Below are 22,370 nucleotides of genomic sequence, written 5' to 3' on the forward strand. Positions count from 1 at the left end.
ACCCGCTGGAACAACTCCCAAAGCCCGTCCGGTACCAGGCGTTCGACCATCAACACACAACCAGGCTACCGGTAACCCCAAATGAGATGGCCTCTAAGGCTTCCGCAAGCTGGACTTCTGGCACTGCGATCTCCACGCCGGCCTCCCGTGCCCCCACGGCGTCCGCCGCTGCGGCAAGTACCACGCCACGCCCGTCTCCAAGGATGTCCTCTTCGACGACCTGGTCCGCGACACCGCAGCCGGCACCGTCGTGCCGGTTCAGTTCCGCACCCCCAACAAGACCCACCGTTTCTGGGCCACCCGCGCAGACCACAACCGCTACCAAGACCTCCTCGACGACGACGGCCAGCTCCCCGCTGTCCCTGAGGACGTGCGAACGCCGTCATGGGCCAGTCACAACCGCCCCACCTGTCGCCCCGAACTCATGGCCACGTCATCCGTGGCAGTCACACCGAAGGCGCCAGAGACGCCCACCGTCTGTCCTCCGTCCTCCTGGCCGCACAGCCCACTGCTCCAGCCCTGGAAGCGATCGCTCCCCAGGCCGCCGGAAAGACCGCGCTCCAGACGCCGAACCGTGTGCCGACGCAAGCCCCGAGTCGTGGGAAGCGCTCGTTGAACGCCAGCGTGCGGCCAACGCTGCGCGGGACGCCCTTCACCAGCTGAGCGATCACGAGGAGCGCAAGCGGCAACGGCACGTCACGTCTGGTTCGAAGCCGCCCAGGCCGCGCAGGCCGCTGTCACGCGATACGCCTTCTCCCGAGGCCTCAACCGGTTCGACGTCGAGCAGGCCGTGCGAGGCGCAGCGCGCGATCCCCAGGCGTGAACGGATCCGACGGCCCTGCACAAGTACGAGTACGTCACCCACGTCGGATTCGCCTTACGGTTCGCCGCTGCCAGCCGGAGCGCTGCCGAGGCGTGCGATCACCAGCTGTATTCGTCGGGTTCTGTCTGACCTACGATGACGCGGTGAAGTTCGTGATGGTGCCGGGTGGCTGGCAAGGCGGATGGGTGTTCGACTCGGTGGCCGCCGAGCTGCACCGAGACGGTCACCGAGTCGAGGCGGTGACCCTGTCAGGGTTGGAGTTGGACGGCCCAGCCGATTGGGACCGTCCGCCGAACCTCGACACCCATATTGACCAGGTAGCCGAGATCATTGACCGTAGCGACGACACGCCCCTCGCACTGTGCGGGCACAGCTATGGCGGGATGGTGATCGCTGGTGTCGCGGATCGGCTCGGCGACCGCCTCGATCAGCTCGTCTTCATCGACGCCTACGTCCCGGACGACGGGGATTCGTGTTGGTCTTTGACCAGCGACAGCTTCCGGGAGTTGTTCATAGCAGGCGCCCGCGCCGACGGTCGATGGGTCGCAGTCCCTGATGGGCTCGACCCGCGCGCGCGACCGCATCCAATGGCGAGCTTCGTCCAGTCGATCAGGCTGGGAGGCAACCCCGGCCGCGCGCTCGGCCGAACGTTCATCAGTGGTGGCGCGTGGGCAGGCAGCCCGTTCGTGACCCTGACCGAACGGTTGCGCAGTGACTCAGGCTGGCGGGTTCACGAGATTCCCGTGGGTCACAACATCGCCCGTCGCGACCCGCATAGCCTCGCGGCCGTTCTCGGCGCATTGCCGCCCGACTCCTCCTGACGCACAGCCGCTCACTCCTCTGTGTCGTCGTCCTCGTCGAGGTGCACGTCGCCGGGTCGCGCCGGGGCCGCAGGCCCTCGCGCCGCGGGCCGGCGACGAAGCTGTAGCGGCCCAGGCAGTTGAGGTTGGCGTGCTTAGAGGCCATCTCATTTGGCGAGTCTGCGGTAGCAGATGAGGGTGCAGGCGATGCTGGTGAAGGCCAGGAAGTGAGCGGCCTTGCGTTCGTAGCGGCGGTGTAGGCGTCGGCATCCGGCGAGCCAGGCCATCGTGCGTTCGATGGTCCAACGATGCCGACCCAGCCTCTTCGAGGACTCGATGCCTTTGCGGGCGATGCGATGCTGGATGCCGCGCTGGCGTAACCATCGGCGCAGGTGGTTGTAGTCGTAGCCCTTGTCGCCGTGGAGCTTGGCCGGTCGGCGTCGGCGAGGTCCGCGACGGGAGCGGATGGGCGGGATACCGCGCACGAGTGGTTCGAGGGCCTGGCTGTCGTGGAGGTTGGCGCCCGAGATGCCGATGGAGATGGGCAATCCGGTCCGCTCGGTGATTAAGTGGATCTTCGAGCCCTTCTTGCCCCGATCCACAGACATCCCACGCGGGTAACGCGTCAAGCGGCTTGTGCTGGGAGGTCTCCTCCAGGTTGGTTGGGAAAGGCCTTCTCCTCGTCGTAGTACTCGCTGTGTTGGAGGCAGTGGAAGAGCATCCCCATGAAGCGGTTGAAGAGGTTGCGCTGGGCGGCGGTGTGGCGGTCGCCTGCTTCTTTGCGACGGTCGTAGTGGGCTCTGGCGCCCGGGGAGGCGGTCAGGGAGGCAAAGGCCCAGACGTAGCCGACGGCGGCCAGCCGCTGGTTCTTGACCCGGCGGGCCATCACCGTGCAGCTTTTGCCGCTCGCCCGGGTGACCGGTGCACTGCCGGCGTATGCCTTCATCGCTCCGGCGGTGGTGAAACGAGCCCGGTCATCGCCGATCTCGGCCAGGACCCGGGCCCCGGTGAGGGACCCCAGGCCCGGAAAGCCGGAGACGATCGGGGCGTCCGGATGCTGCTCGAAAGCCTCCCTTGTGGCGGCTTCGAGCTGGTCGGCATTGGTGCATGCGGCTTCCAGCTGACGCAGCAGGGCGGTGGTCTGCCGGCCGAAGGCCTCCTCGACCCGAAGTGGGTGGTGGAGGTAGTCGCGGTGGAGGACCTCGTGCAGCCGGTCGGCCTCGGCTTCGATGCCGCGCAGGCGTCCGGCCTGTCTGAGCAGGGACTGCAGACGTCGGCGTGTGAGGCGGGCCGCCGCTGTGGGCGTCGGCGCCGCAGCCAGGATGGTCCGGGCCTCAGACGAGCAGATGCCCTCGCGTTTGCTGGCGAAGGCAGTAAGGATCGCGGGGTAGAACTCACGCAACTGAGAGCGGAGTTTGTTGTGTGCCTGGCCCCGGTCCCAGACCGCGTCCTGCTGGGCTCGCGCCAGCACCGCAATCGCCTGGGCCAGCTCGGAATCCTTCGGCAGAGGCCGGTGGGCGGCCATGTCGGTGCGCAGGATGTTCGCCAGGGCAGCAGCGTCGATGGCGTCCGACTTCTTCCTCGCCACTGAGTGCCGGTCGCGATAGCGGGCCACGGCCAGCGGATTGATTGCGAACACTGGATGTCCCGTCGCGCGCAAAGAGGCGACCAGTAATCCCCGGGATGTCTCGATCGCGACCGGGATCGGGTGATCCTTGCTGTCTCCGTGCTCGGTCAGCAGAGCCGTGAGCTGGGTGAATCCAGCGGCATCGTCGTTGATTCGCAGCTTCGCCAGCCGTGTTCCGCCAGCGTTGACGAGAGCGACATCGTGGTGGTCTTCTGCCCAGTCCACCCCGCAGAACACCGGCAGTGGTAACCCTGCGATTTCCATCATGGCCTCCCTGAGATTCAGCTGTTTCTGCAGGCCAGAGCCTGTGCAGGGTGCGCGTGCTCCCTAATGGAAGTGCTCGAGGCACAACATCCCACCAGCCGTTCGCAACCCCAGCGAACTGCACGGTCCTTTGTCTTCGTGAGAGCTCTCAGACTCGCGACGCGATGAAAGGTGCTCCGTGCGGTTGGCTCAGGCCACGACCATTGAAGCGCTCGGTGCGTACCGTCTGGTGACGTGATCCGACCTGGGCCTGCTGAGACCCGCTCGGACGGTCTTTCGTCCTCGCGAGATACTGCTGTGCTCGCGAAGTGGGAGGCTGTAAACGGTGCCGGCCGGAACCAGATCGCTCTCAGTAAAGAACTTCCTGCCCAGGTGGCGGATGAGATCTTCGTCCTGACCGGAACCGCTGCTGAAGCGAGCCTCGCGGTCTGTCGAAAGAGCTCTCGCTCCGGATTCGGATAGCGATGACTCGCTTCGCCGCCCATTAGGATTCGGACCTGTCAGGTCCCCCCTTTCAGGGCCCGCATGTTCACCGAGTCGATCACGCATCGAGACCAGTCCAGCTCGCCGCGCGAACCGAGCTCGTCCAGGACCAGGCGATGCAGCTTCGCCCACACCCGGGCCTTCGACCACTCCGTTAAACGCCGGTGAGCCGTGGCTCCCGACGGTCCGAACGAGGCGGACGGCAGCTGCTGCCACGTGCAGCCCGACGTCGCCACGAACACGATCGCAGCCAGCACCTCCCGGTCACCGGGCCGACGCCGGCCGCCTCCCTGTGGCCGGCTCGGCACCTCCGGCACCACCCGCTGGAACAACTCCCACAACTCGTCCGGCACCAGCCGCTCAACGATCCCCATCCCGGAAGCCTACCGAACCCTCCAAATGAGATGACACACGACCAGCACGGTTCTGTGCTTGGCCTGGAGTTTCGCGAACAGCTCGCGGAGCTTGGGTTCGGTGTTGGGCAGCCGTTTGTCGAAGGCTTTCTTGCCGGCCGGGGTTACGGCGGTGGCCTGGTGTTCGCTCTTGCCGACGTCCAGACCGAGGAAAACGTCGATGTCGCCGGTGTCGATCACGCGCAGGCCCCTCCATCACGCTTTCGTCCGGCCTTGCCTGGGCACCGAGCTGCCACATCCACGTTACGGAGAGCTCTTCCGGCCTTGGGCGAGGCCGGTGCTCAAGCCCCTCATCAGCGGTCCGTCGATGCCTCCGGACCCGGTGACACCACCCCCCCCGGATCATGAACAACAGGAGGGGAAGTCATACCGGACCCGAAGGCCGGAGGCCCGTTGCGGAGCCACGAAAACGGTAACGGGGGGCGGGTCGTTGTCGCTGGGTGGCTACCCGATCCAGATGATGTCGAGGACGGACAGGTGCCGGGTGAGCCGGTTGGTCACGTAGACGACGGAGAGCTGCCCCATCGACGCGGCGCGGACGTCTTCACCCTCCGGGTCGCCGGTGTTCCACTGGGGCCAGCCCCACGGTAGTTACCCCCTGCGCGCGGCCACGACAGAAGGTGTGCGAGCGCCACCGGGGCCGGGGACCCTAATTTCTTCAAGGCCAACGGGAGCCACCTCTCCGCCGACATCCGGAGCCACCTCAGCCGAGGGCTTCCTGCAGACGGCAATGGTCTGAGCTGGGCACCTGCCTTCTCCTGCTGCCGGCTTGAGGTTCGGAAGGTGGCTCCCGAATTCGCCGGAGAACTGGCTCTCGTTCGTGTCGATGAACTCAGGTCCTTGATCCAGCACGGCATCCGAGACCCTTGATCACCACTTGGGCCATGGCCTGACTGCGCGTGTTCGCCGTGTGTCGGCGCGGCGTGTTCCGGGCCCGGCCGTGCCTGCCCGCGTTCCGGTGAGCGCCGCAGCGCTCGCGACGCCGAAGGGCGGCGCCCGGCCGCCGGGCGCGACTGGGCTCACGCGGTGAACCTCGCGTCACAGCGCACGGCGACTTCCGCGGACCGACCGGAGTCCGAGTGCCTTCTCCGGCCCGCCGCCCGCCGGGTGGGGTGGGACAACCGCACGCCGTGCGCCGTACGAGAAGGCAGGTCGGCCGTCACTGCCGTGCGCCGCCGTCGCCGTCGCCGTTCTGATTCCGGTCCTGTCGGGATGCTCTCTCAAACCGGACGGACATGGGCGACCAACCGGTCGGCGTTCCGCGCCTCGACCGGGCTGACCTGGGTGTTGATCAGATCCCCCCGCTCCACGAGACCGGTACCCGCCAGGTCGACGTGGACCCGGAGCCCGTAGGTGTCGCGCGGGTCGAGGTCAGGGATGACGACGGTGAAGGGGATGCGCCCCCCGGGTGTCAGCGGTACGCCCGTCTGGACCTGCGAGCCGACGACGACGGAGGGCGCGTCGGCCACGGACGTGTTCCGGACTTCGACCAGGACCCGGGCCGTCCTGCCTCCCGGTGCGTCGACGGGCAGGACGATGACGCCCCGGACGGTGCCGGTCATCCCGTGCTCCCCGCCAAGTGCCGCGGCGCCGCGACCGGTTCGTGGTCGAGGCGGTCGAGGCGTGAGAGGAGTCCGGCGACCTCGGCTGTGATGGGCAGTCCCGTCCGCTCCTCGACGAACAGCCATTGCCCCGCCGGATTGACCTCGAGGAAGACGTACTCCCCGTCGGGGCGTCGCCGGAGGTCGATCGCGCCGTACACGAGTCCGAGGCGGCGCATGAAGCGCAGGAGGGTGTCGGTGAGCGACGGCGGGAGCGTCCCCCGCCGGACCGCCGCCTCGTCCAGGACCATCCGCATGTCGACCGGATAGCTGGTGGCCGAGGCGTCGATCTCGGCGGCGAACACCCGGTCGCCGACGACCGTGACCCGCAGGTCCACCCCCGGCACGAACTCCTGGAAGATCACCGGGGCATAGCGCACGGTCTCCAGGTGCGCGAGATCCTCGGGCCGTACGAGACGGGTCTCCCGCCAGGCGTCGGCACGGGCGAGGAAAGCCTTGAACACCGTGCGGCCCAGGCCGGTTTCGCGGATGAAACCCAGGGCCTGCTCCGGCTCGTTGGTGACCAGGGTGTGCGGCAGTGCCAGACCCAGGCGGCGCGCCACGTCCCACTGGTACGGCTTGTGGTGTGCCGCACCGTCGCACGCCGGAGGATTGACCCAGGCGCAGGTGAGCGAGTGGAACATGCCGTGCAACGCCTGTGCGGTCTCGGAGGCCGCGAATTCACGGTCCCGGGCGGCGGACAGGGTGTGCTCGACGGTGAACGGACGCGCCCGACGCCACCAGGCGACGCGGCACCCGTCCAGTCCGGTGGCGCCCGCCGCGGTGGTGAGCTCGTGATGCGACTGCCCCCCGTTGCCGTAGCGGAGCGTGACACCGGCATGGGCCGGGAAGTGGGCCAGGTCGACCCGGACCACCTCGTGCCCGGCCGCGTCCAGCTGGCGTACGACCTCGACGGTGTGGTCCTCGTCGTACGAGACGACCAGAATCACCGAGCGGGCCGGTTGCCGCTCGCGACGATCGCCCCGAGTTGGGAGGCCAGGAGGTTCTGGTTCGCCACCACGGTCGTCAGACTCTGCTGCAACATGCCGACGTGCCCGACCAGTTGACGCACCTGGTCGGCCAGGCCGTCGGGCTGGCCGGTGGCCGCGTGCGTCTGGTGGGGCGTGGCCAGGACGAACGGAGTGGTGTGCGCCGGTGAGGGGAGGTCCTGGAAGACCGGCTTTCCGGGCATTTCCACGAAGGGATCCTTGGACACCTCCTTCACTGTGGCGGCGGGCGCGGGATACATGGCGTGCACCGCGTCGATGTCGCCCTGTGACAGGCGGGTCCGCTGGCCCATCACCACACCGGGCGGCAGCGGTTGGCGTGCGATGACCGTCGGCCGGCTGCCGTCGATCGCGAACGCCGTCGGGGGGTAGTGCATGATCGAGCCGTAGTCGTACGAGCCCAGGTCGTCGCCGTCGCTGATGTGCTGCAGGAAGTTGTGCTGCATCGACGGATCGATGTTGGTGAAGTCGATCGTGACGAACAGGTCGCGGTCCTCCCGGCTCTGCTCGTGCCACAGCCCCACCGTGTGGCCGATCTCGTGAATGGCGTTTCCCATGGTGCAGTCGGGGCCGAGTGTCACGAACTGCTCGCCGCCTTTCCGGCCCACGGTGGAGGAACATCCGTCGCCGGGGACGAACGTCACGAAGTCGGGGAACTGCCCGGCGTTGGCGGGAGTGCGTTCCACGAAGCGGATACGGGTGTTGGCTTCCCAGTGGGCGGTGGCGGCGGCGACCCGCTGCGGGTCGGGGAGGGCGGGGTCGATGGCGAACGGCACGGTCGCGTCCGGCCAGCGGACGTCCTGTCCGGTGATGCCGACTCCGTGCGCGATCATTTCGTCGGAGGCCGTCGACGTCGTGTCCCGCAGCTCCGCAACGGCACCGAGCACGATGTCGCCCTCGTAGATCGCCTGCCCGTCGACGTCCGCGTACTGGAGTCCCTTGGCTCGGAACGTCGCCCCGCGGAGGATCGCGGTGCCCGCGACCGGGCCGGAGCGCCGCTCGCAGTCCGCCTTGCGTCCCCCACGACCTCGCGCCGAGGCGCCCGTGCGTCTGGCGCCGGCGGCGGTCGTCTTGCGGGCGTCCGGCTTCTTGGACCGGCTCTTCGGGGTGGGCGCACTCGGGGTCATGGTTCACCTGTCCGTACGGGTGGCGGCATGTCTCGCGTGATCTGTTCCCTCGCTGCCGGTGGAACCCCTACGCCCGTGCGGGTGGGATTCGTGCACACGGCCCGGGTCCCGCGGCGGTGTTCCGGAGCGCAGGCACGCGTCCGCCCTTGCGCCGGGGGCGTGCACGAGCATCCGGTGATGCCCTATGGGCGGGTGTGCCCCGGTCTCGCGGGTGCCGCATCGGGCGCTATCCGAGGGGCATCGGGATGAATCCGGGTCCGCCGGGATGCATCAAGAGTACGCAGTCAGTTACGGACAGCTATCATCGCAGTTCGGGGTGGTCTGCGAGGGCGACCTGAGTAGGCCCATGCCCCTGCGGAGGAGGAACGAACGGCGTCGGCGGACCGGCGGCACCGTGGCTGATTCGCCGTCAGTGCGCCACGGGCGCCGGGGCCACGCCGCCGACAACGGTGACGGGCTGGTGCCGGTGCGCCGGCCCACGCGGGTGCACGCGTCGCGCCCGGAACGGCCCGGCATCCCTGCCATCCACGAGCGAGACGGAGCTGATCATGACCGAGGTTGCCGGATGAAGGCGCGCCCGTGCCGCGCCACGCCATCACGTCCGTCCCCGACCGGGGAGGTCCGACCATGATCGTCGTGCTCGCTTCTCCCCGCGACATCGGGGCGCGCCGCCTGGTGGACGTCTGGGGGGCCGGACGGGCCCGGCTGCTGACGGTCGACGATCTGTCGAGGCCGGGCTGGCGCGTCCACACGGAGAACCCGGCCGCCTCCAGAGCCGTCGTCTCGGGCGAGGTGGTCGAAGCCGGCGAGCTCGTCGGCGTGGTGACACGGCTTCCCGCCGTGACCGCCGGGGAGATCAGGAGGATTCGGGCGCAGGACCGCGACTACGCCGCGAGCGAGATGTCGGCGTTCCTCAACTACTGGCTTTCGGTGCTCCCCTGCCCTGTCCTCAACCCGCCGGCCCCGTCCGGCCTGTGCGGGCCGGGGTGGCGGCCCGAGCAGTGGGTGCTGACCGCGCGTCGCCTGGGGGTGCCGGTGCGTCCGCGCAGCCGCGAGCTGCCGCCGTACCTGCCGGACGACGGCAACTGCGGTGGCTCCCCAGGCAGCCGGGCACACGGTTCGCCGTCGGGCGGCGCCGGGATCCAGGTCACGGTGATCGGCGACCGCTGCATCGGCGGGGAGGCGCACGGAGTGGCCGGCCCCGCCAAGGCGTTGGCGGCGGCCGCGGGCGTTCCGATGCTTACGACGGTGTTCGAGGAGCACGGTTCCGACGTCCGGTTCGTGGATGCCCATCCCTGGACCAACGCCTTCGATCTCCGGGTGACCGACGCCCTGCTCGACCACTTCGAGCGCTTCGGCGCCGTGTCCGTTCCCCGATCCGGAAGGAGCGTGACCCGGTGATCCTGCTGTGGGGACTGCTCGAGGACGCCCCGCTGGCCCACGTGCACGCGGAACTGCGCCGCCGTGACGCACCGGTGGTGCTGGTCGACCAGCGCGCGGTACTCCGGTCCGGGATCCGCGTCGAGGTCGGCGACCGGGTCGGCGGGGCGATCACCGTCGGCGACACCCGGGTCGACCTGGAGGACGTCACCGCCGCGTACGTGCGTCCGTACGACGCCTGGCGGATCGGCGCGGTCGCCCGCGCGGGGCGTGACAGCGACGAGTGCCGGCATGCCTGCGAGTTCGACGACAGCCTGTGGCAGTGGTGCGAGCTCACGGACGCGTGCGTCGTAAACCAGCCGAGCCGGATGGCCGGGAACAGCTCCAAACCGCGCCAGTCCGTGACGATCCGGGCCCACGGCTTCCGGGTACCGGACACCCTCGTCACCACGGACGCCGACGCGGTCCGGGCCTTCGCGGCCGACCGCGAGCGCGTCGTCTACAAGTCGGTGAGCGGCGTCCGCAGCGTCGTCTCACGGTTGCGGCCCGACGACGAGCGGCTCGACGACCTGGCCTGGTGCCCCACCCAGTTCCAGGAGTACGTCCCGGGCGTCGACTACCGGGTGCACGTCGTCGGTGACGACGTCTTCTGCTCGCGGATCGAGTCCGCGGCCGACGACTACCGCTACGCCGCACGGCAGGGCGCCGAGGTGTCGCTGGAGCCGGCCTGCCTGCCCGACGACCTGCCCGACAGATGCCGGGAGCTCGCGGCCGGGACCGGCCTCCGGCTCGCCGGGATCGACCTGCGCCGGACCCCCGAGGGGGCCTGGTACTGCTTCGAGGTCAACCCCTCGCCCGCGTTCACCTTCTACGACCGCCATGGCCAGGGCATCGCCGGAACCGTGGCCCGGCTACTACATGAAGCGGAGGCCGTCTGATGGCCGGGAAGCCGACCGTTCCGCCCCGGCTCACCGGACCCCGGATGGCGGTCTGGGGCTACTTCCCCTTCGACGGGCGGGTGATCGACACCGCCGGCACCCACGCCGACTGGGACTGGGCTATGCGGCAGTGGGACCGCGTCGCGCAGGCGGGCCCGGTCGTCCGGCTGGTCGTCGCCGACCAGCCCTACAGCCGTATCGATCCGGGTACGACGGACGGAGCGAACAGGCTGAGCCAACTGCTTGCGCGGTTCGACGCGTGCCGGGCCGCGGAGCAGCTCGTCTTCGGGCGCGTCTACGTCGCGGGCGGCAAGCTCTCCCTCGGGGTCGTGGGAGCACACCTCGACGACCCGCTCAGACCGGGACACCAGGTCGCCACGGTGGCCGAGCAGATCGACGCCTGGCACAGGCTCCACGGCGACCGGATCGACGGGATCTACCTCGACTCGGGCCCGGTCGACTGCACCGACCCGGCGCGTCCCGGAAACGTGCCCGGGATCCCGGACAACTACGTCGGTTACCAGCGGTTCGTCCGCCAATTCGACACCGGGTACAAACTGTTCGCCCAGGTCGCGCAGTACCCGGACAACCAGCCGGGCAATGCCTGGGTGCGCGACAGGCTGAAAGCCGACTTCCTCGAATTGTGGGAGGCGGGCGTCCTCACCTATCGCACGAAGTTCCAGGCGCGCGACGCCTGCAGTCCTGGTGCGAACCCGGGGGTGCCGGGATGGTGGGACCCGGGCACCGCGGGGCGCTGGAGCAGGGTGCACGTGATCAACGACTGCCGGGACGCGGACACGATGCGGACGGTCGCCGATCTGGCCGTCCGCGAGCGGGCGGCGGGGACGGTGTGGATCACCAGACCGCGCCAGGATCCGACTCTGGGGTCGGTCTTCGACGTCCTCCCGCCCTACTGGGACGACGAGGTCGCCTTCTTCCGCGCGTTCCTGGACCAGGACGAGAAGGAGGCCAAGGACGGCAAGGACGCCAAGGACGAGAAGGAGGCCAAGGAGGCCAAGGAGGCCAAGGAGGAGAAGGAGGACAAGGACGACAAGGACAGCAAGGACGACAAGGAGGCCAAGGAGAACAAGGACGCCAAGGACGAGCCCGACGCCGCCGAAGCGCAGAAGAACGCGAAGGACGAGAAGGACGACCCCGACCAAGTCAAGTTCAACAAGGACGACAAGGACGACAAGGACGGCAAGGAGTCCAAGGACGAGGCCGACGCCAAGTTCGACAAGGACCAGAAGGAGGAGAAGGAGCGCAAGGACAGCAAGGACCAGATGTTCGAGAAGGAGGGAGAGACGTCCCTCAAGGGATTGGAACACACCGGCCCCGGCGACCCTCCGCGGCACGAATCGCTGCCGGAGGCCCCGGAGGAGGCCCCGGAGGAAGCCCCGGCGGATGCCCAGGTGCCCCTCGGCCGGACCTTCATCCGCCCGGAGGAGCGTCCCGAAGTGGGTGCCACCATTGTCGCCGATCCCGCAGCCCCGGCCGGATCCACGGGCTCCGAGGCGGGCCGGTCATGACATCCGCCGTTCCGGAGCAGATGCGATGCATGTCGTCCTGGCGCACCACGTCCTGGGGCGGACACCCGACGCGTCCTGGTGCCCCTTCGAGCGCGGACCGGGCCTCACCGGGCCCGTGGCACGGTCGCCGCGAAGGGTGGAGGCCGCCTGATGGTCATGAGTCCGACGATTCCGCCGCGGCTGACGGGCCCCGCACGGCTGTGTGGGGGTGGCAGTTCCAGGCCGCCCCCGTCACTCCGGAGAAGAAGCAGCAGTTCGACGACGTCGACATCACTGCGGATGAAGAGCACGTGTTGATCGGGCGGACATTCATCCGCGCCACGGAGCGCCCCCAAGTGGGCGCCGGCATCGTCGCCGACCCCGCCGACCCAGAGGAGAGACCATGAATCCCGCTGAGCCAGCGCCGCTGGCCGACCGGCGTCCGGTTGCCGAGGGCCGGGTGTTCGCCCCGGGCCGCAACGGGTCCGCAGGGCTCTTCGTGGAGATCGTCGACTGCCTCGTCGGGCAGGACGTCCGCGTCGGCACCGGGGTCACCGACGAGAACGGCGCCTTCCGGGTCGAGGTCGCGGACACCGCACGACGCGCGCCCGATCTCCAGGCCCGCGTGTGGACGAGCGCAGACGGGACGGCGACGTTCATCGGCGAGTCCCCGGTGGTCTACGGGACCACGGCGCCGGTGGTGCAGCTGGACGTCGAGGTGGAACCGGACTCGACCGCGCTCGACAGCGAGCACGAGGCCCTGGAACGCTCGATGCGGCCGTTCGTCGCCGGTCGCATCGGTCTCATCGAGGAGTCGGACACCAGGCAGGACGTCACCCACCTGGCGAACAAGACCGGATGGGACGCACGCGCGGTGGCGATGGCGGCACAGGCCGACCAGTTGGAGGCGGCGAGCGAGGGCTCCATCGGGGCGCCGCTCTTCTACGCCCTGCTCCGTGCGGGGCTTCCCGCCGTCCCGGACGTCCTGTACCGCACCGACATCCGTAAGGTCGAGGCTGTCTGGCGCGAGGCCATCGGCCTGGGCATCGTGCCTCGCTCCGCCGAGGCCGGACTTCCCGGTGCGCTGTCGGCGTTCGCCGAGCACGCGGTGAGCACGATGCTGCGGGGGGAAGCCGGTTCCTCCTTCGTGGGCGAGCTGCTCGACCGTACGTTTCCCGGTGACGAGGACGGCAAGCGCGCCTTCGCCGGGCTCCGGGTCGCCATGCCCGAGGGTGGGGCGGCCTTCTGGGAGCAGGTGGAGTCCTCGTTCGGCCCGGAGAACCGCCGACGGCTTCAGCTCGACGGGCGGCTCGGCGTGCTCACCCTGAACAACGCCCCGCTCGTGAAAGCCCTGCACGAGGCAGAGGAGCGGCACCCCGACGGTCCGCTGACAGACACCGAGGACCTGGCCCGGCGTTCGTACTTCCGGGACGAGCGCTGGCTGGATCTTCTCGACGACACCGTGCCGGACGGTGTGCCCGGCGCAGAGCCCGGGGAACGCAAGGCCCACTACGCGAACTTCCTGGCCGCCCAGGTCCGGCTGAGCCACCCCGCCACCGTCATGGCGGCGAAGGTGTCCGCGGGCGACCTGGCAGTGGCCGCCGACCCCGACGTCAGGGAGAACGTCGCCAGGTTCCTCTCCGCGCATGCGGGCCGTTTCGACCTGGGGGCGGAGCCGGTCGAGCGGTTCATCGCCCGCAACGACGATGTGACCGCGCCCGACGACGCACGGACGCTCGAAGCGATCAAGCGACTGCAGCGCGTGTACCAGCTCACCCCTGACGACGACGCCCTCGCGGTATTGCTCGCCGATGGGCTCGACTCCGCAACCAAGGTCGCCGGGATGAGCGAGGCGGAGTTCATCGCGGCCCACGCCGGCGATCTCGGGGAACGCGGTGCGCGCGCCGTCCACGCCCGCGCCGTGCAGATCTCCGACACGGTGGCCCATATCGCCACCGGATTCCTGGCCACACGCGGGGCGCCCGCACTCGGACTCCACGCGCCGATCACCCCGGCCCCGGACACCTCCGACGCGCCGGTGGGCGTGGTCGCCTCCCCGACCCTGGAAGGCCTCTTCGGGTCGCTGAACGTCGGAGCCTGTGAGCACTGCGGGTCCATCCTGAGCCCGGCGGCGTACCTGGTGGACCTCCTCCATTTCATCGATCTGCCCAAGGCGCCCAAGAATCCGCTGGACGTGCTGTTGGCGCGCCGACCTGACATCGGACACCTGCCGCTGAGCTGCGAGAACACCGAAACCCCCCTGCCGTACATCGACCTGGTGAACGAGACGCTGGAGCACTTCGTCGCCCACACGCTCTCGCTCCAGGGATTCGAGGGCCACAGCACGCCCGCCGACCGGCCCCCCGAAGAGCTCCTGGCACAGGCGGAATTCGTCGACGAAGCGGCATACGAGCCGCTGCGCACCGCGCTGTTCCCACCCCCGCTGCCGTTCCACGGACACCTGGAGACCCTCCGGGCGCTCTTCACCTGCCTGGGGGTCACCTTGGCGGACGCCATGCTCGCCTTGCGGAAGAACGACCAGCCGGTGAACGCGGACGGCTACGGCTTCCGGGAGATCGCCCACGAGCAGGCCGGAATCTCGCCCCCCGAGGCGCAATTGCTGACCGACAGTTCGGTGCCGCTGCCGAAGCTGCTCGGATACCCCGACGACACCCCTGCGGCCCGGATCCTGGACGACTTGTCCTTCGTGCGGACCTGGGCCACCCGCCTCGGACTGACGTACGACGAGGTCGGCAGAGTCCTCGGCACCAGGTTCGTGAATCCGGGCGTCACGCTCAGGCCGCGCATCGCCCGCCTCAACGTCTCCTTCACCGACCTGGAGCGGCTCAAGAACGGCACGTTGTCGGCCGCGGACTTCACCGCCATGCTCCCGCCCGACCTCGATCGCAGTGCGTACGGCGGCGATGTGGTCGCATGGGCCACCGACGAGGCGAACCACAGCCGGATCATGAGCTTGCTCGTCACCGTGCCGCCCACACCCGCGACGGGCGGCGGAAGCGCAGCCGCCACTCCGGCGTTCGACGAGTTCCGGGTGCGCCGCGCCCACCCCGATCCCGCGGCTGCGGCCCTGCAACCGGTCGACGTGGTCCGCCTGGTCCGCTTCGTGCGGCTGTGGCGCACGCTCGGCTGGACGATCGAACAGACCGACAGCGCCCTCACCGCCCTCTTCCCCGCCGGCGTCGAGGGAGAGCAGAACGGTGCTGTGACCCTGGCCGGACTGGACACCGGTGTCGCCACGGTCCTGGACCGGCTCGGCACCGTCGTGTCGGTGCTGAAGCGGCGCTCGCTGAACCCCGACGACCACCTCCCGCACCTGCTCGCCTGCTGGGCCGACCTCGATACGTACGGCCCCGGCGCGCTGTACCGACGGCTGTTCCTGACCGGCGGCGCCGACACCGAGGTGTTCGCCGACAACGGCTTCGGCGACGTCCTGCGCGATCCCGCCCAGCGCCTGTTCCTGCACGCGGACGCGGTACGGGGTGCGTGCAACGTGTCGGCGGACGACTTCAAGACGCTGGTCGACGATCTGGGTTTTGACGACCTGACGCCGCTCACCCTGGGAAACGTGAGCGCGGCGTACCGCCGGGCCTGGCTCGCGCGGGTACTGGGACTGGGGCAGCCCGAGTTCACCCGGTTCCTCAGGCTGACCGGCATCGATCCCTTCCAGTGGGACGGCCGCCCTCAGGCGGGGCTGATCGAACTGCTCGACCGCCTGGACGCACTGGCACTGGTGGGAACGACGGCGGAGGCGGTTGTCGCGGCCCTCTGGCCGACCGGGCTTCCCGCGGAGGGATCCCGGCCCGACGACACCGTTCTCCCGCTGCTCCGTGACCTCCGGAGCCGCTGGGCCCTGGTGGACGGCGAGTTGCGCACCGACGAGCCGACCTCGGACGACCGGGTACAGACGCTGCTCGCCACTCGGTACGGGCCCGAGGCCGCCCAGGTCTTCACCAGCCTGCTGAGCCGGTCGGCCGTGGTCGAGGTGCCCTACCGGCAGGAGGCTCCGGCGCTGCCCGAGGCCGTGGTCAGGGCGGCCGGGTGCCGCATCGCCTACGACGCCGACCGCGAACGCCTCTCCTTCGCCGGGCCGCTCGCCGCCGCGACGCGCGATGCGCTGAAAGCCGTACCGGACACCCCCCAGGGTTTCGCCGGCGCTGTTGACGCGCTCTTCGCCTCGAGTGAGGACAAGCGGTCCCACGACACCGTCTTCGCCCAGGCCGGACCGGCGATCGAAGGATCTCTCGGACGGTATCCGGACTTCGAGGCACTCCTGCTCGGCTACCTCACCTCGCCCGACGCACCCTCCGCCCGGCGGAGCACACTGCTGCGCAGCGTCGTGAAGCCGGTGCGCGAGGCACGCCGGCGGGCCCAGGCTCTGACGGCTGTGGTGGCCGGGACGGGAACCCCGCTCGCCCTGGCCGAGGCGCTGCTGACCGACGCGCGGGCCGTCCACGCACCGGCCAAGAGCGACGAGGCGGCTCTCGCCGTGCTGCTCCAAGCGGGTGAACCGGGCCTGGACGCCGATCCGGGCGGTGACTCGACGACCGTGTACAAGGGGTACGTCGATGTCGCGGAGACCGGCCGGTACCAGATCCGCGTGCGCCCCGGCCCGGGAACCGGCGTCACCCTCACCCTCGACGGAGCCGACACGGTGCTGGTCGACGAGGGGGGCTCCTTCCGTACCCGGGACGCCGTCGACCTCCAGGCGAACCGGCCGCTCGCCGTCAGCCTGACGGTCGGCGCCGCGGAGACCGGGCCGCCTGCCCTGGAATGGCAGCGAGCCGGGCAGGAATGGCAAGCCGTACCGCCCGGAACGCTCTACGGGAAGGCCGCGGTCGCCGGGCTGAGCGAGGTCCTGACCCGTTACCTGGCGGCCAAGGCTCTCGTCGAGGAGTTCTCGCTGGGGACCGGAGGAATCACCTATCTGGCCCGGCTCGACCGGCTTGCGGTCCAGGGGGTGGGCTGGCTGAACACCCTGCCCGTGCTCGCGGACTCGGACAAGCCGCAGCTCGGCGCCGTCCTGGACGCGCTCCTCGACTTCTCCCGCCTGCGCACGGCCCTGAAACTGGACGGCGACGCACTGGCGGCGCTCCAGTCGCCCGGGGACCGGACCCGGAACCGCAGGCCCACGCTGACGGACGTGAGCGGATGGAACGAGGGCTCCCTGACGGCGCTGCTGCGGCATCGCGGGCTCCAGCCCGGCGACCTGGGTGACGTTTCCGTGCTGCGGCAGGTCGCCGACTCGATGACCCTCGGCGCCACGCTCGGCACGTCCGTCGACACCCTGATCGCAGCCGTCACCCCGGACCCCGGTGCCGAAGCCGTGCAGCTCGTGCAGTCCGCGCTGCGCGCCCGACACGGGGCGGGCTGGCTCGAGGTGCTCACATCCGTCAACAATCCCCTGCGCGCCCGGCGCCGGGACGCCCTGGTCGCGTACATCCTGCGCGAACTGCGATCGAGACCGGAGACCGCACACGTCGACACCGCGGACAAGCTGTTCGAGTTCTTCCTGATGGACGTCCGGCTGGAACCGTGTGTGCGGACCTCCCGGGTTCGGAACGCGATCTCGGCGGTGCAGCTGTTCGTCGAGCGAGCCCTCATGAACCTGGACCCCGACGTACCCGCGGCGACGTTCGACACGTCACGCTGGAACTGGATGAAGCGGTACCGGCTGTGGGAGGCGAACCGGCAGATCTTCCTCTGGCCGGAGAACTGGCTCGAGCCCGAACTGCGCACCGATCAGTCGCCCGCGTCCCGCCAGGCGCTGAGCGAGTTGCTGCAGAGCGACATCACCGAGGAGACCGCTGCCAACGCGCTGCTCGGCTACCTGTCGCGGCTCGAGGAGGTCGCCAAGCTCGAACCGTGCGCCATCCACTACGACGAGGGCGACAAGGACCTCGGGGACGAGGTCGCCCACGTGATCGCCCGGACCGCGGGTGCCCAGCGCAAGTACTACTACCGCCGGCGAGAGGCCGGTTCCTGGACGGCATGGGAGCAGATCAACCTCGACATCGAGGACAACCCGGTGAAACCGGTGCTGTGGAAGGGGCGGCTGCTGCTGTTCTGGCTGAAGCTCCTGAACACCGCCCCGCCCGCCCAGCCGATGTCCCCCGACCTGGCCGGCACGTCTCTCACTGATCTCAGGGTCGGCCAAGTGCAGGGCGAGGGTACGCAGAACGTCAAGCTCTTCCCGCAGGCCGCGCTGTGCTGGAGCGAGCACTACAACGGACAATGGCAGCCGCCGAAGACCTCCAACATGACCATGCCGACCGGATTCGGCAGGCCGTTCGACATCTCCGGTGACGGCGCGTTCCGCCGCGACCTGCTCGTGCTCGGCGAGACCCTGGAAGGCGAGACCCTGGAATCGGACGCCCTGCGGATCCGGATCCAGGGACAGGGCAACGGGAGTTCGTTCCTGTTCTACAACACCCACAGCCTCCCCGAACGCCAGGAGGACCGGTCACAGGAACCCCTGGACGTCGACAGCTTCGCCCGCTTCATCCGTCACATCGAGGCATCGTCCCCCACCCTGCGGATCTCCTACGTGGGAGCCGAAGAGGGAGAGATCCCGCAGGACGTCATCACCGTGCGGGACGGCACGTCGTACCGCGTCTCCTCGCCGTTCCACGTCAGCTACTTCCCCGACGGCGATCAGCAGAGCCTGATCCAGAACCCGTGGGAAGCACCCTTCCTGTACAGCGACAACCGACACGCCTTCTATGTGACGCCCCTCCGGCGGACCACGCCGTTCTCCGACAGCCCGCATTTCGGGCTCCCCCTGCCGGAGGCGATCCCCCAGAGGATCCCCACGATCTCGACGCCGCCGGACACCGCGACCGATGCCCCCCTGAAATTCCTGATCGACTCGCCGCGCAGCCTGGTCCACGGCGACGTGGAGATCGTCGCCACGGGACGGGTCGGCGGACCGACGCCCGCGAACCGCACGAGGAGGCCGAGCCATGCCTGATCCCGGACGAAATTCCGGATTCCACGAGCACGGGGACAACCGGCTCGGTGCCTCCACCACCCTCGCCGATGCTTCCGCCGGTGAGTTCTCCTACACCTTCGAGAACTTCTTCCATCCCTACGTGGGGGAGCTGATCGAGCGGCTCAACAAGGGGTCCGTCGCGGGCATGCTCGACCCGGAATACCAGGAGCAGAAGCTCACGGCACCCGGCTTCTTCGAGAGCTTCTACACACCTGCCGCGCCCGGTCTGGTGACGTCGTTCTCGAAGGACATCGACGTCCGGCCGGGAGGGCCGTACGCCAACTACAACTGGGAACTGCTGTTCCACGTTCCCCTGTCGATCGCCGTCCACCTGAGCAACAACCAGCGCTTCGCGGAGGCGCAACGGTGGTTCCACTACATCTTCGATCCCACCAGCAACGACACCAGCGTCGAGGGTCCCGCACGCTACTGGAGATTCCTGGCCTTCCGCCACAACGCCGGGACGCAGAACATCACCCAGGTGGTGAACCTGCTCAGCACGCCCGACGCCGAGCTGTCGGCCGAGCAGCAGCGGACCAAGAACACCCTGCTGGAAGGCTATGGCGCCATCAGGCGGTTCCCCTTCGAACCGCACCGCGTCGCGGCGACCCGCGTGATCGCCTACCAGTACCAAGTGGTGATGAAGTACCTGGACAACCTGATCGCCTGGGGTGACAGCCTGTTCCGCGAGGACACCGCCGAATCGGTCACCGAGGCGACGCAGCGCTACGTGCTGGCCTCCAACATCCTCGGGCCCAGGCCCCAGGACCTCCCGGCGCCGGGCGAGCGGCTCCCTCAGAGCTTCCTCCAACTACGTGCCGCCCGGCTCCAGGAGATCGGGAACGTCCTGGTCGAGCTGGAGAGCCAGTTCCCGTTCAATCTCGCCCCCGCGCCGCCGTCGGCCACCCCGGGCGACTCGGCGGCCTCACACGACTGGATCGCCCGCGCGCCCTACTTCTGCGTTCCGCGCAACCAGCGGATGCTCGCCTACTGGGACCGGGTGACCGACCGGCTGTACAAGATCCGCAACTGCATGAGCCTCGACGGTGTCGTCCGGCAACTCTCCCTCTTCGAGCCCGCGATCGAGCCCGGTCTGCTGGTCAAGGCGGCCGCGGCCGGCGTCGACACCGGTGCCGCCACCGCCGGACTGGCTAATCCCGCAGGTTCCGTGCGCGGTCACACGTTCCTCCAGCTCGCCCGCGGCCTCTGTGACGACGTGCGGGCGCTCGGCAACGCACTGCTGGGCGCGCTGGAGAAGGGCGACGCCGAGGCGATCGCCCTGCTGCGGCAGGGACATGAGCTGAAGGTCCACCAGCGAGCCCAGGACGTGCGCTACCTGGCCTGGCGGCAGGCTCAGGAGACCACGGACGCGCTGTTGCGCAGCCGGGCGATCGCGCTTGAGCGATTCCGGTACCACGTGCGTCTGCTCGGCCTCGATCCCGGGCTCGCCGATGTCGGCGATTTGGTCGTCCCGCGGCCGGCCGCACCTGACCAGGCGCCGAAACTGACCACCGAGAAGGATTTCGACGAGGCTTATCGGCAACTGGTGCTCCAGTTCGACCTGCCGTTCTCGCTGCAGACGTATCCGCAACTGCGACTCGCGGGAGGCGGCCCGACGACCAGCGCCGGTGCATCGAGCCCCGGAGCGCTGAACCTGACCGTCAACGAGGACAAGGAGCTGAACGAACACCTCCCGGCGGCCCGAGACCTGAACCTGGCGTCCTCGATCCTCGACACCGTCGCCTCCGTGGTCACCCTGATCCCCGAGATCGACGTCGACCTGCACTTCTGGGGCTTGGGCCTGCACAGCAACGTGTTCGGCGGCAGCAAACTGGCGGCGATCAGCAAGATCGCCGCGGGCATCGTCCGCACGAAGGCCGCCTGGGAGCACGACCAGGCCGGGATGGCGGCGCGCACGGCGTCATTCGAACGCCGCGCCGACGAATGGAGACTGCAGAGCAACCTCGCCGCGCACGAACTCATGCACCTGGGGCGCCAGGTGCTCGGCGCGGTCATCGCCGAACAGGCCGCCCACCGTGAATACCTCAGCACCCGGGCCCAGATCGCAGATCTGTCGGAGCTCGATGCCCTGCTCAAGGACAAATACACCAACCAGGAGCTGTACGGCTGGATGCAGGGGGAACTGACCCGCGTCTACTTCGACTACTACCGCTTCGCGCTCGACGTCGCCCGCAAGGCCGAACTGACCCTCAAACGGGAGCTGATGCAGCCCGACTTCGATGCCGTGCAGTTCGTCCGCGGCGACTACTGGAACGCTGGGCGCAAGGGCCTGCTCGCGGCCGACTCCCTCGCACTGGACCTGCGCCGGCTGGAGGTGGCCTACCAGGAGAACCGGCATCGCGAGTTCGAGCTGGTGCGGCACGTCTCGGTCAACCAGCTCGACCCCTTGGCACTCGTGCGACTGCGGGAGACCGGCACGTGCGAGATCACGGTCCCGGAATCCCTCTTCGATCTCGGCTGCCCCGGGCACTACATGCGCCGCCTCAGGCACGTAAGCGTGTCGATCCCCGCCGTGGCAGGCCCCTACACCAGCGTCAACTGCACGCTCTCCCTCCTGCGCAGTTCCATCCGCACGGTCGCGACCGGCGCCGACTACCGGCGCCTCGATGGCGACGACGAACGCTTCCAGGACTACTCCGGCGCGATCCAGACCATCGTGACCAGTACGGCCCGGGATGACGACGGCATGTTCCCCGCCTCGGCATCCGACGACCGCCCCCTGCCCTTCGAAGGCGCGGGCGCCATCAGCACCTGGCGAATCGAACTCCCGGGAGAGCTGCGCCAGTTCGACTACGACACCGTCTCCGATGTCGTCCTGCACCTCAAGTACACGGCCCGTGAGGGCGGCCAGGTGCTGCGTGACCAGGCCACCGGTCATCTCAGGCAGTCGATCGACCGGGCGGAGGCGAGTGGCACGGCACGTCTGTACGCGATGCGCATGGAGTTCCCGAGCGAGTGGGCACGCTTCGCCGCGGAGGCGGGAGATCGCCCCGGGCTGACCGTCACCTTGTGCGAGGAGCACTATCCGTACTGGTCGGCGGGACGCGGCCGGGAGACCACAGACGTTGTGCTGTTGGCCCGCGGGCCGGCGGACGCCGACGTGATCAACGTGCACGCGGGGCCGGAGCCCGACTCGGCCAGTGACACGCTCAGCCGGGACGACTCACTGGGCGGCCTGTTCAGGGGCCGGCTCGTCAACATCCCGCTGCCCGCGGCCGTCGGTGAGACGACACTGCACTTCGACGCGGGCACCGTTACCGATCTGTGGATGATCCTCACCTGGAAGGGCAAAGCGACCTGACCGCGAACGAGATCGCGTGCCCCGGCCTGCGCCGATCGCGGCCGGGGCGCGGCCCGACGGTCCTCGGC

At 69.3% G+C, this 22,370-nt stretch carries 11 protein-coding genes and 2 pseudogenes; 6 read left to right on the forward strand and 7 right to left on the reverse strand.

Annotated elements, in window-relative coordinates; translation table 11 throughout:
- The first annotated feature begins 966 nt into the window (after positions 1-966).
- Positions 967-1,644, forward strand: coding sequence for an alpha/beta fold hydrolase (locus ABZ725_RS48765; RefSeq protein ID WP_358808831.1), 678 nt, complete (start codon positions 967-969; stop codon positions 1,642-1,644).
- Positions 1,645-1,790: 146 nt separating this feature from the next.
- Here the strand turns inward: ABZ725_RS48765 and ABZ725_RS48770 are convergent, their stop codons facing one another.
- The 7 genes and pseudogenes from ABZ725_RS48770 to ABZ725_RS48800 form a co-directional block, all read right to left on the reverse strand.
- Complete coding sequence (locus tag ABZ725_RS48770; RefSeq protein WP_358808832.1) at positions 1,791-2,231, reverse strand: IS5 family transposase; 441 nt, start codon at positions 2,229-2,231, stop codon at positions 1,791-1,793.
- Between the two features lie 17 nt (positions 2,232-2,248).
- The gene (locus ABZ725_RS48775) at positions 2,249-3,517 is read right to left on the reverse strand and encodes an IS110 family transposase (RefSeq protein ID WP_358808833.1); all 1,269 of its coding nucleotides are present in this window, start codon (positions 3,515-3,517) and stop codon (positions 2,249-2,251) included.
- Between the two features lie 483 nt (positions 3,518-4,000).
- Positions 4,001-4,371, reverse strand: a pseudogene (locus ABZ725_RS48780) (transposase); the annotation flags it as partial.
- A gap of 36 nt (positions 4,372-4,407) precedes the next feature.
- Positions 4,408-4,590 (reverse strand): annotated as a pseudogene (locus ABZ725_RS48785) (transposase); the annotation flags it as partial.
- 1,040 nt (positions 4,591-5,630) lie between these two features.
- Positions 5,631-5,972, reverse strand: a complete 342-nt coding sequence (locus tag ABZ725_RS48790) for a hypothetical protein (protein WP_358808834.1) — start codon at positions 5,970-5,972, stop codon at positions 5,631-5,633.
- Positions 5,969-6,961: an MvdC/MvdD family ATP grasp protein gene (locus ABZ725_RS48795; RefSeq protein WP_358808835.1), complete on the reverse strand. Its 993-nt coding sequence runs from the start codon at positions 6,959-6,961 to the stop codon at positions 5,969-5,971. Before ABZ725_RS48795 ends, ABZ725_RS48790 begins: the two co-directional genes overlap by 4 nt.
- Positions 6,958-8,145, reverse strand: coding sequence for a M12 family metallopeptidase (locus tag ABZ725_RS48800; protein WP_358808836.1), 1,188 nt, complete (start codon positions 8,143-8,145; stop codon positions 6,958-6,960). Before ABZ725_RS48800 ends, ABZ725_RS48795 begins: the two co-directional genes overlap by 4 nt.
- A 627-nt stretch (positions 8,146-8,772) precedes the next feature.
- On the opposite strand from ABZ725_RS48800, the gene ABZ725_RS48805 reads away from it, so the two are divergent.
- The 5 genes from ABZ725_RS48805 to ABZ725_RS48825 all read left to right on the forward strand — a co-directional run bounded on the left by ABZ725_RS48805 (position 8,773) and on the right by ABZ725_RS48825 (position 22,302).
- Complete coding sequence (locus ABZ725_RS48805) at positions 8,773-9,546, forward strand: hypothetical protein (protein ID WP_358808837.1); 774 nt, start codon at positions 8,773-8,775, stop codon at positions 9,544-9,546.
- Entirely contained in the window at positions 9,543-10,463 is a 921-nt protein-coding gene (locus tag ABZ725_RS48810) for a glutathione synthase (protein ID WP_358808838.1), read from the forward strand. Before ABZ725_RS48805 ends, ABZ725_RS48810 begins: the two co-directional genes overlap by 4 nt.
- Positions 10,463-11,992 carry a hypothetical protein gene (locus ABZ725_RS48815; RefSeq protein WP_358808839.1) on the forward strand — a complete coding sequence of 510 codons (1,530 nt, stop codon included), beginning with the start codon at positions 10,463-10,465 and terminating at the stop codon, positions 11,990-11,992. The genes ABZ725_RS48810 and ABZ725_RS48815 overlap by 1 nt, the downstream gene beginning before the upstream one ends.
- A gap of 382 nt (positions 11,993-12,374) precedes the next feature.
- Positions 12,375-18,959, forward strand: coding sequence for a neuraminidase-like domain-containing protein (locus tag ABZ725_RS48820; protein WP_358808840.1), 6,585 nt, complete (start codon positions 12,375-12,377; stop codon positions 18,957-18,959).
- Positions 18,952-22,302, forward strand: coding sequence for a hypothetical protein (locus ABZ725_RS48825; protein WP_358808841.1), 3,351 nt, complete (start codon positions 18,952-18,954; stop codon positions 22,300-22,302). The genes ABZ725_RS48820 and ABZ725_RS48825 overlap by 8 nt, the downstream gene beginning before the upstream one ends.
- Positions 22,303-22,370: the final 68 nt, after the last annotated feature.

Source organism: Streptomyces sp. NPDC006872, assembly GCF_040635845.1.
Taxonomy (GTDB): domain Bacteria; phylum Actinomycetota; class Actinomycetes; order Streptomycetales; family Streptomycetaceae; genus Streptomyces.

Coding starts and splice junctions, on each gene's coding strand:
- ABZ725_RS48770 (WP_358808832.1), bottom strand. CDS start 2,231: ATGTCTGTGGATCGGGGCAAGAAGGGCTCGAAGATCCACTTAATCACC.
- ABZ725_RS48805 (WP_358808837.1), top strand. CDS start 8,773: ATGATCGTCGTGCTCGCTTCTCCCCGCGACATCGGGGCGCGCCGCCTG.
- ABZ725_RS48815 (WP_358808839.1), top strand. CDS start 10,463: ATGGCCGGGAAGCCGACCGTTCCGCCCCGGCTCACCGGACCCCGGATG.
- ABZ725_RS48820 (WP_358808840.1), top strand. CDS start 12,375: ATGAATCCCGCTGAGCCAGCGCCGCTGGCCGACCGGCGTCCGGTTGCC.
- ABZ725_RS48800 (WP_358808836.1), bottom strand. CDS start 8,145: ATGACCCCGAGTGCGCCCACCCCGAAGAGCCGGTCCAAGAAGCCGGAC.
- ABZ725_RS48825 (WP_358808841.1), top strand. CDS start 18,952: ATGCCTGATCCCGGACGAAATTCCGGATTCCACGAGCACGGGGACAAC.
- ABZ725_RS48775 (WP_358808833.1), bottom strand. CDS start 3,517: ATGATGGAAATCGCAGGGTTACCACTGCCGGTGTTCTGCGGGGTGGAC.
- ABZ725_RS48790 (WP_358808834.1), bottom strand. CDS start 5,972: ATGACCGGCACCGTCCGGGGCGTCATCGTCCTGCCCGTCGACGCACCG.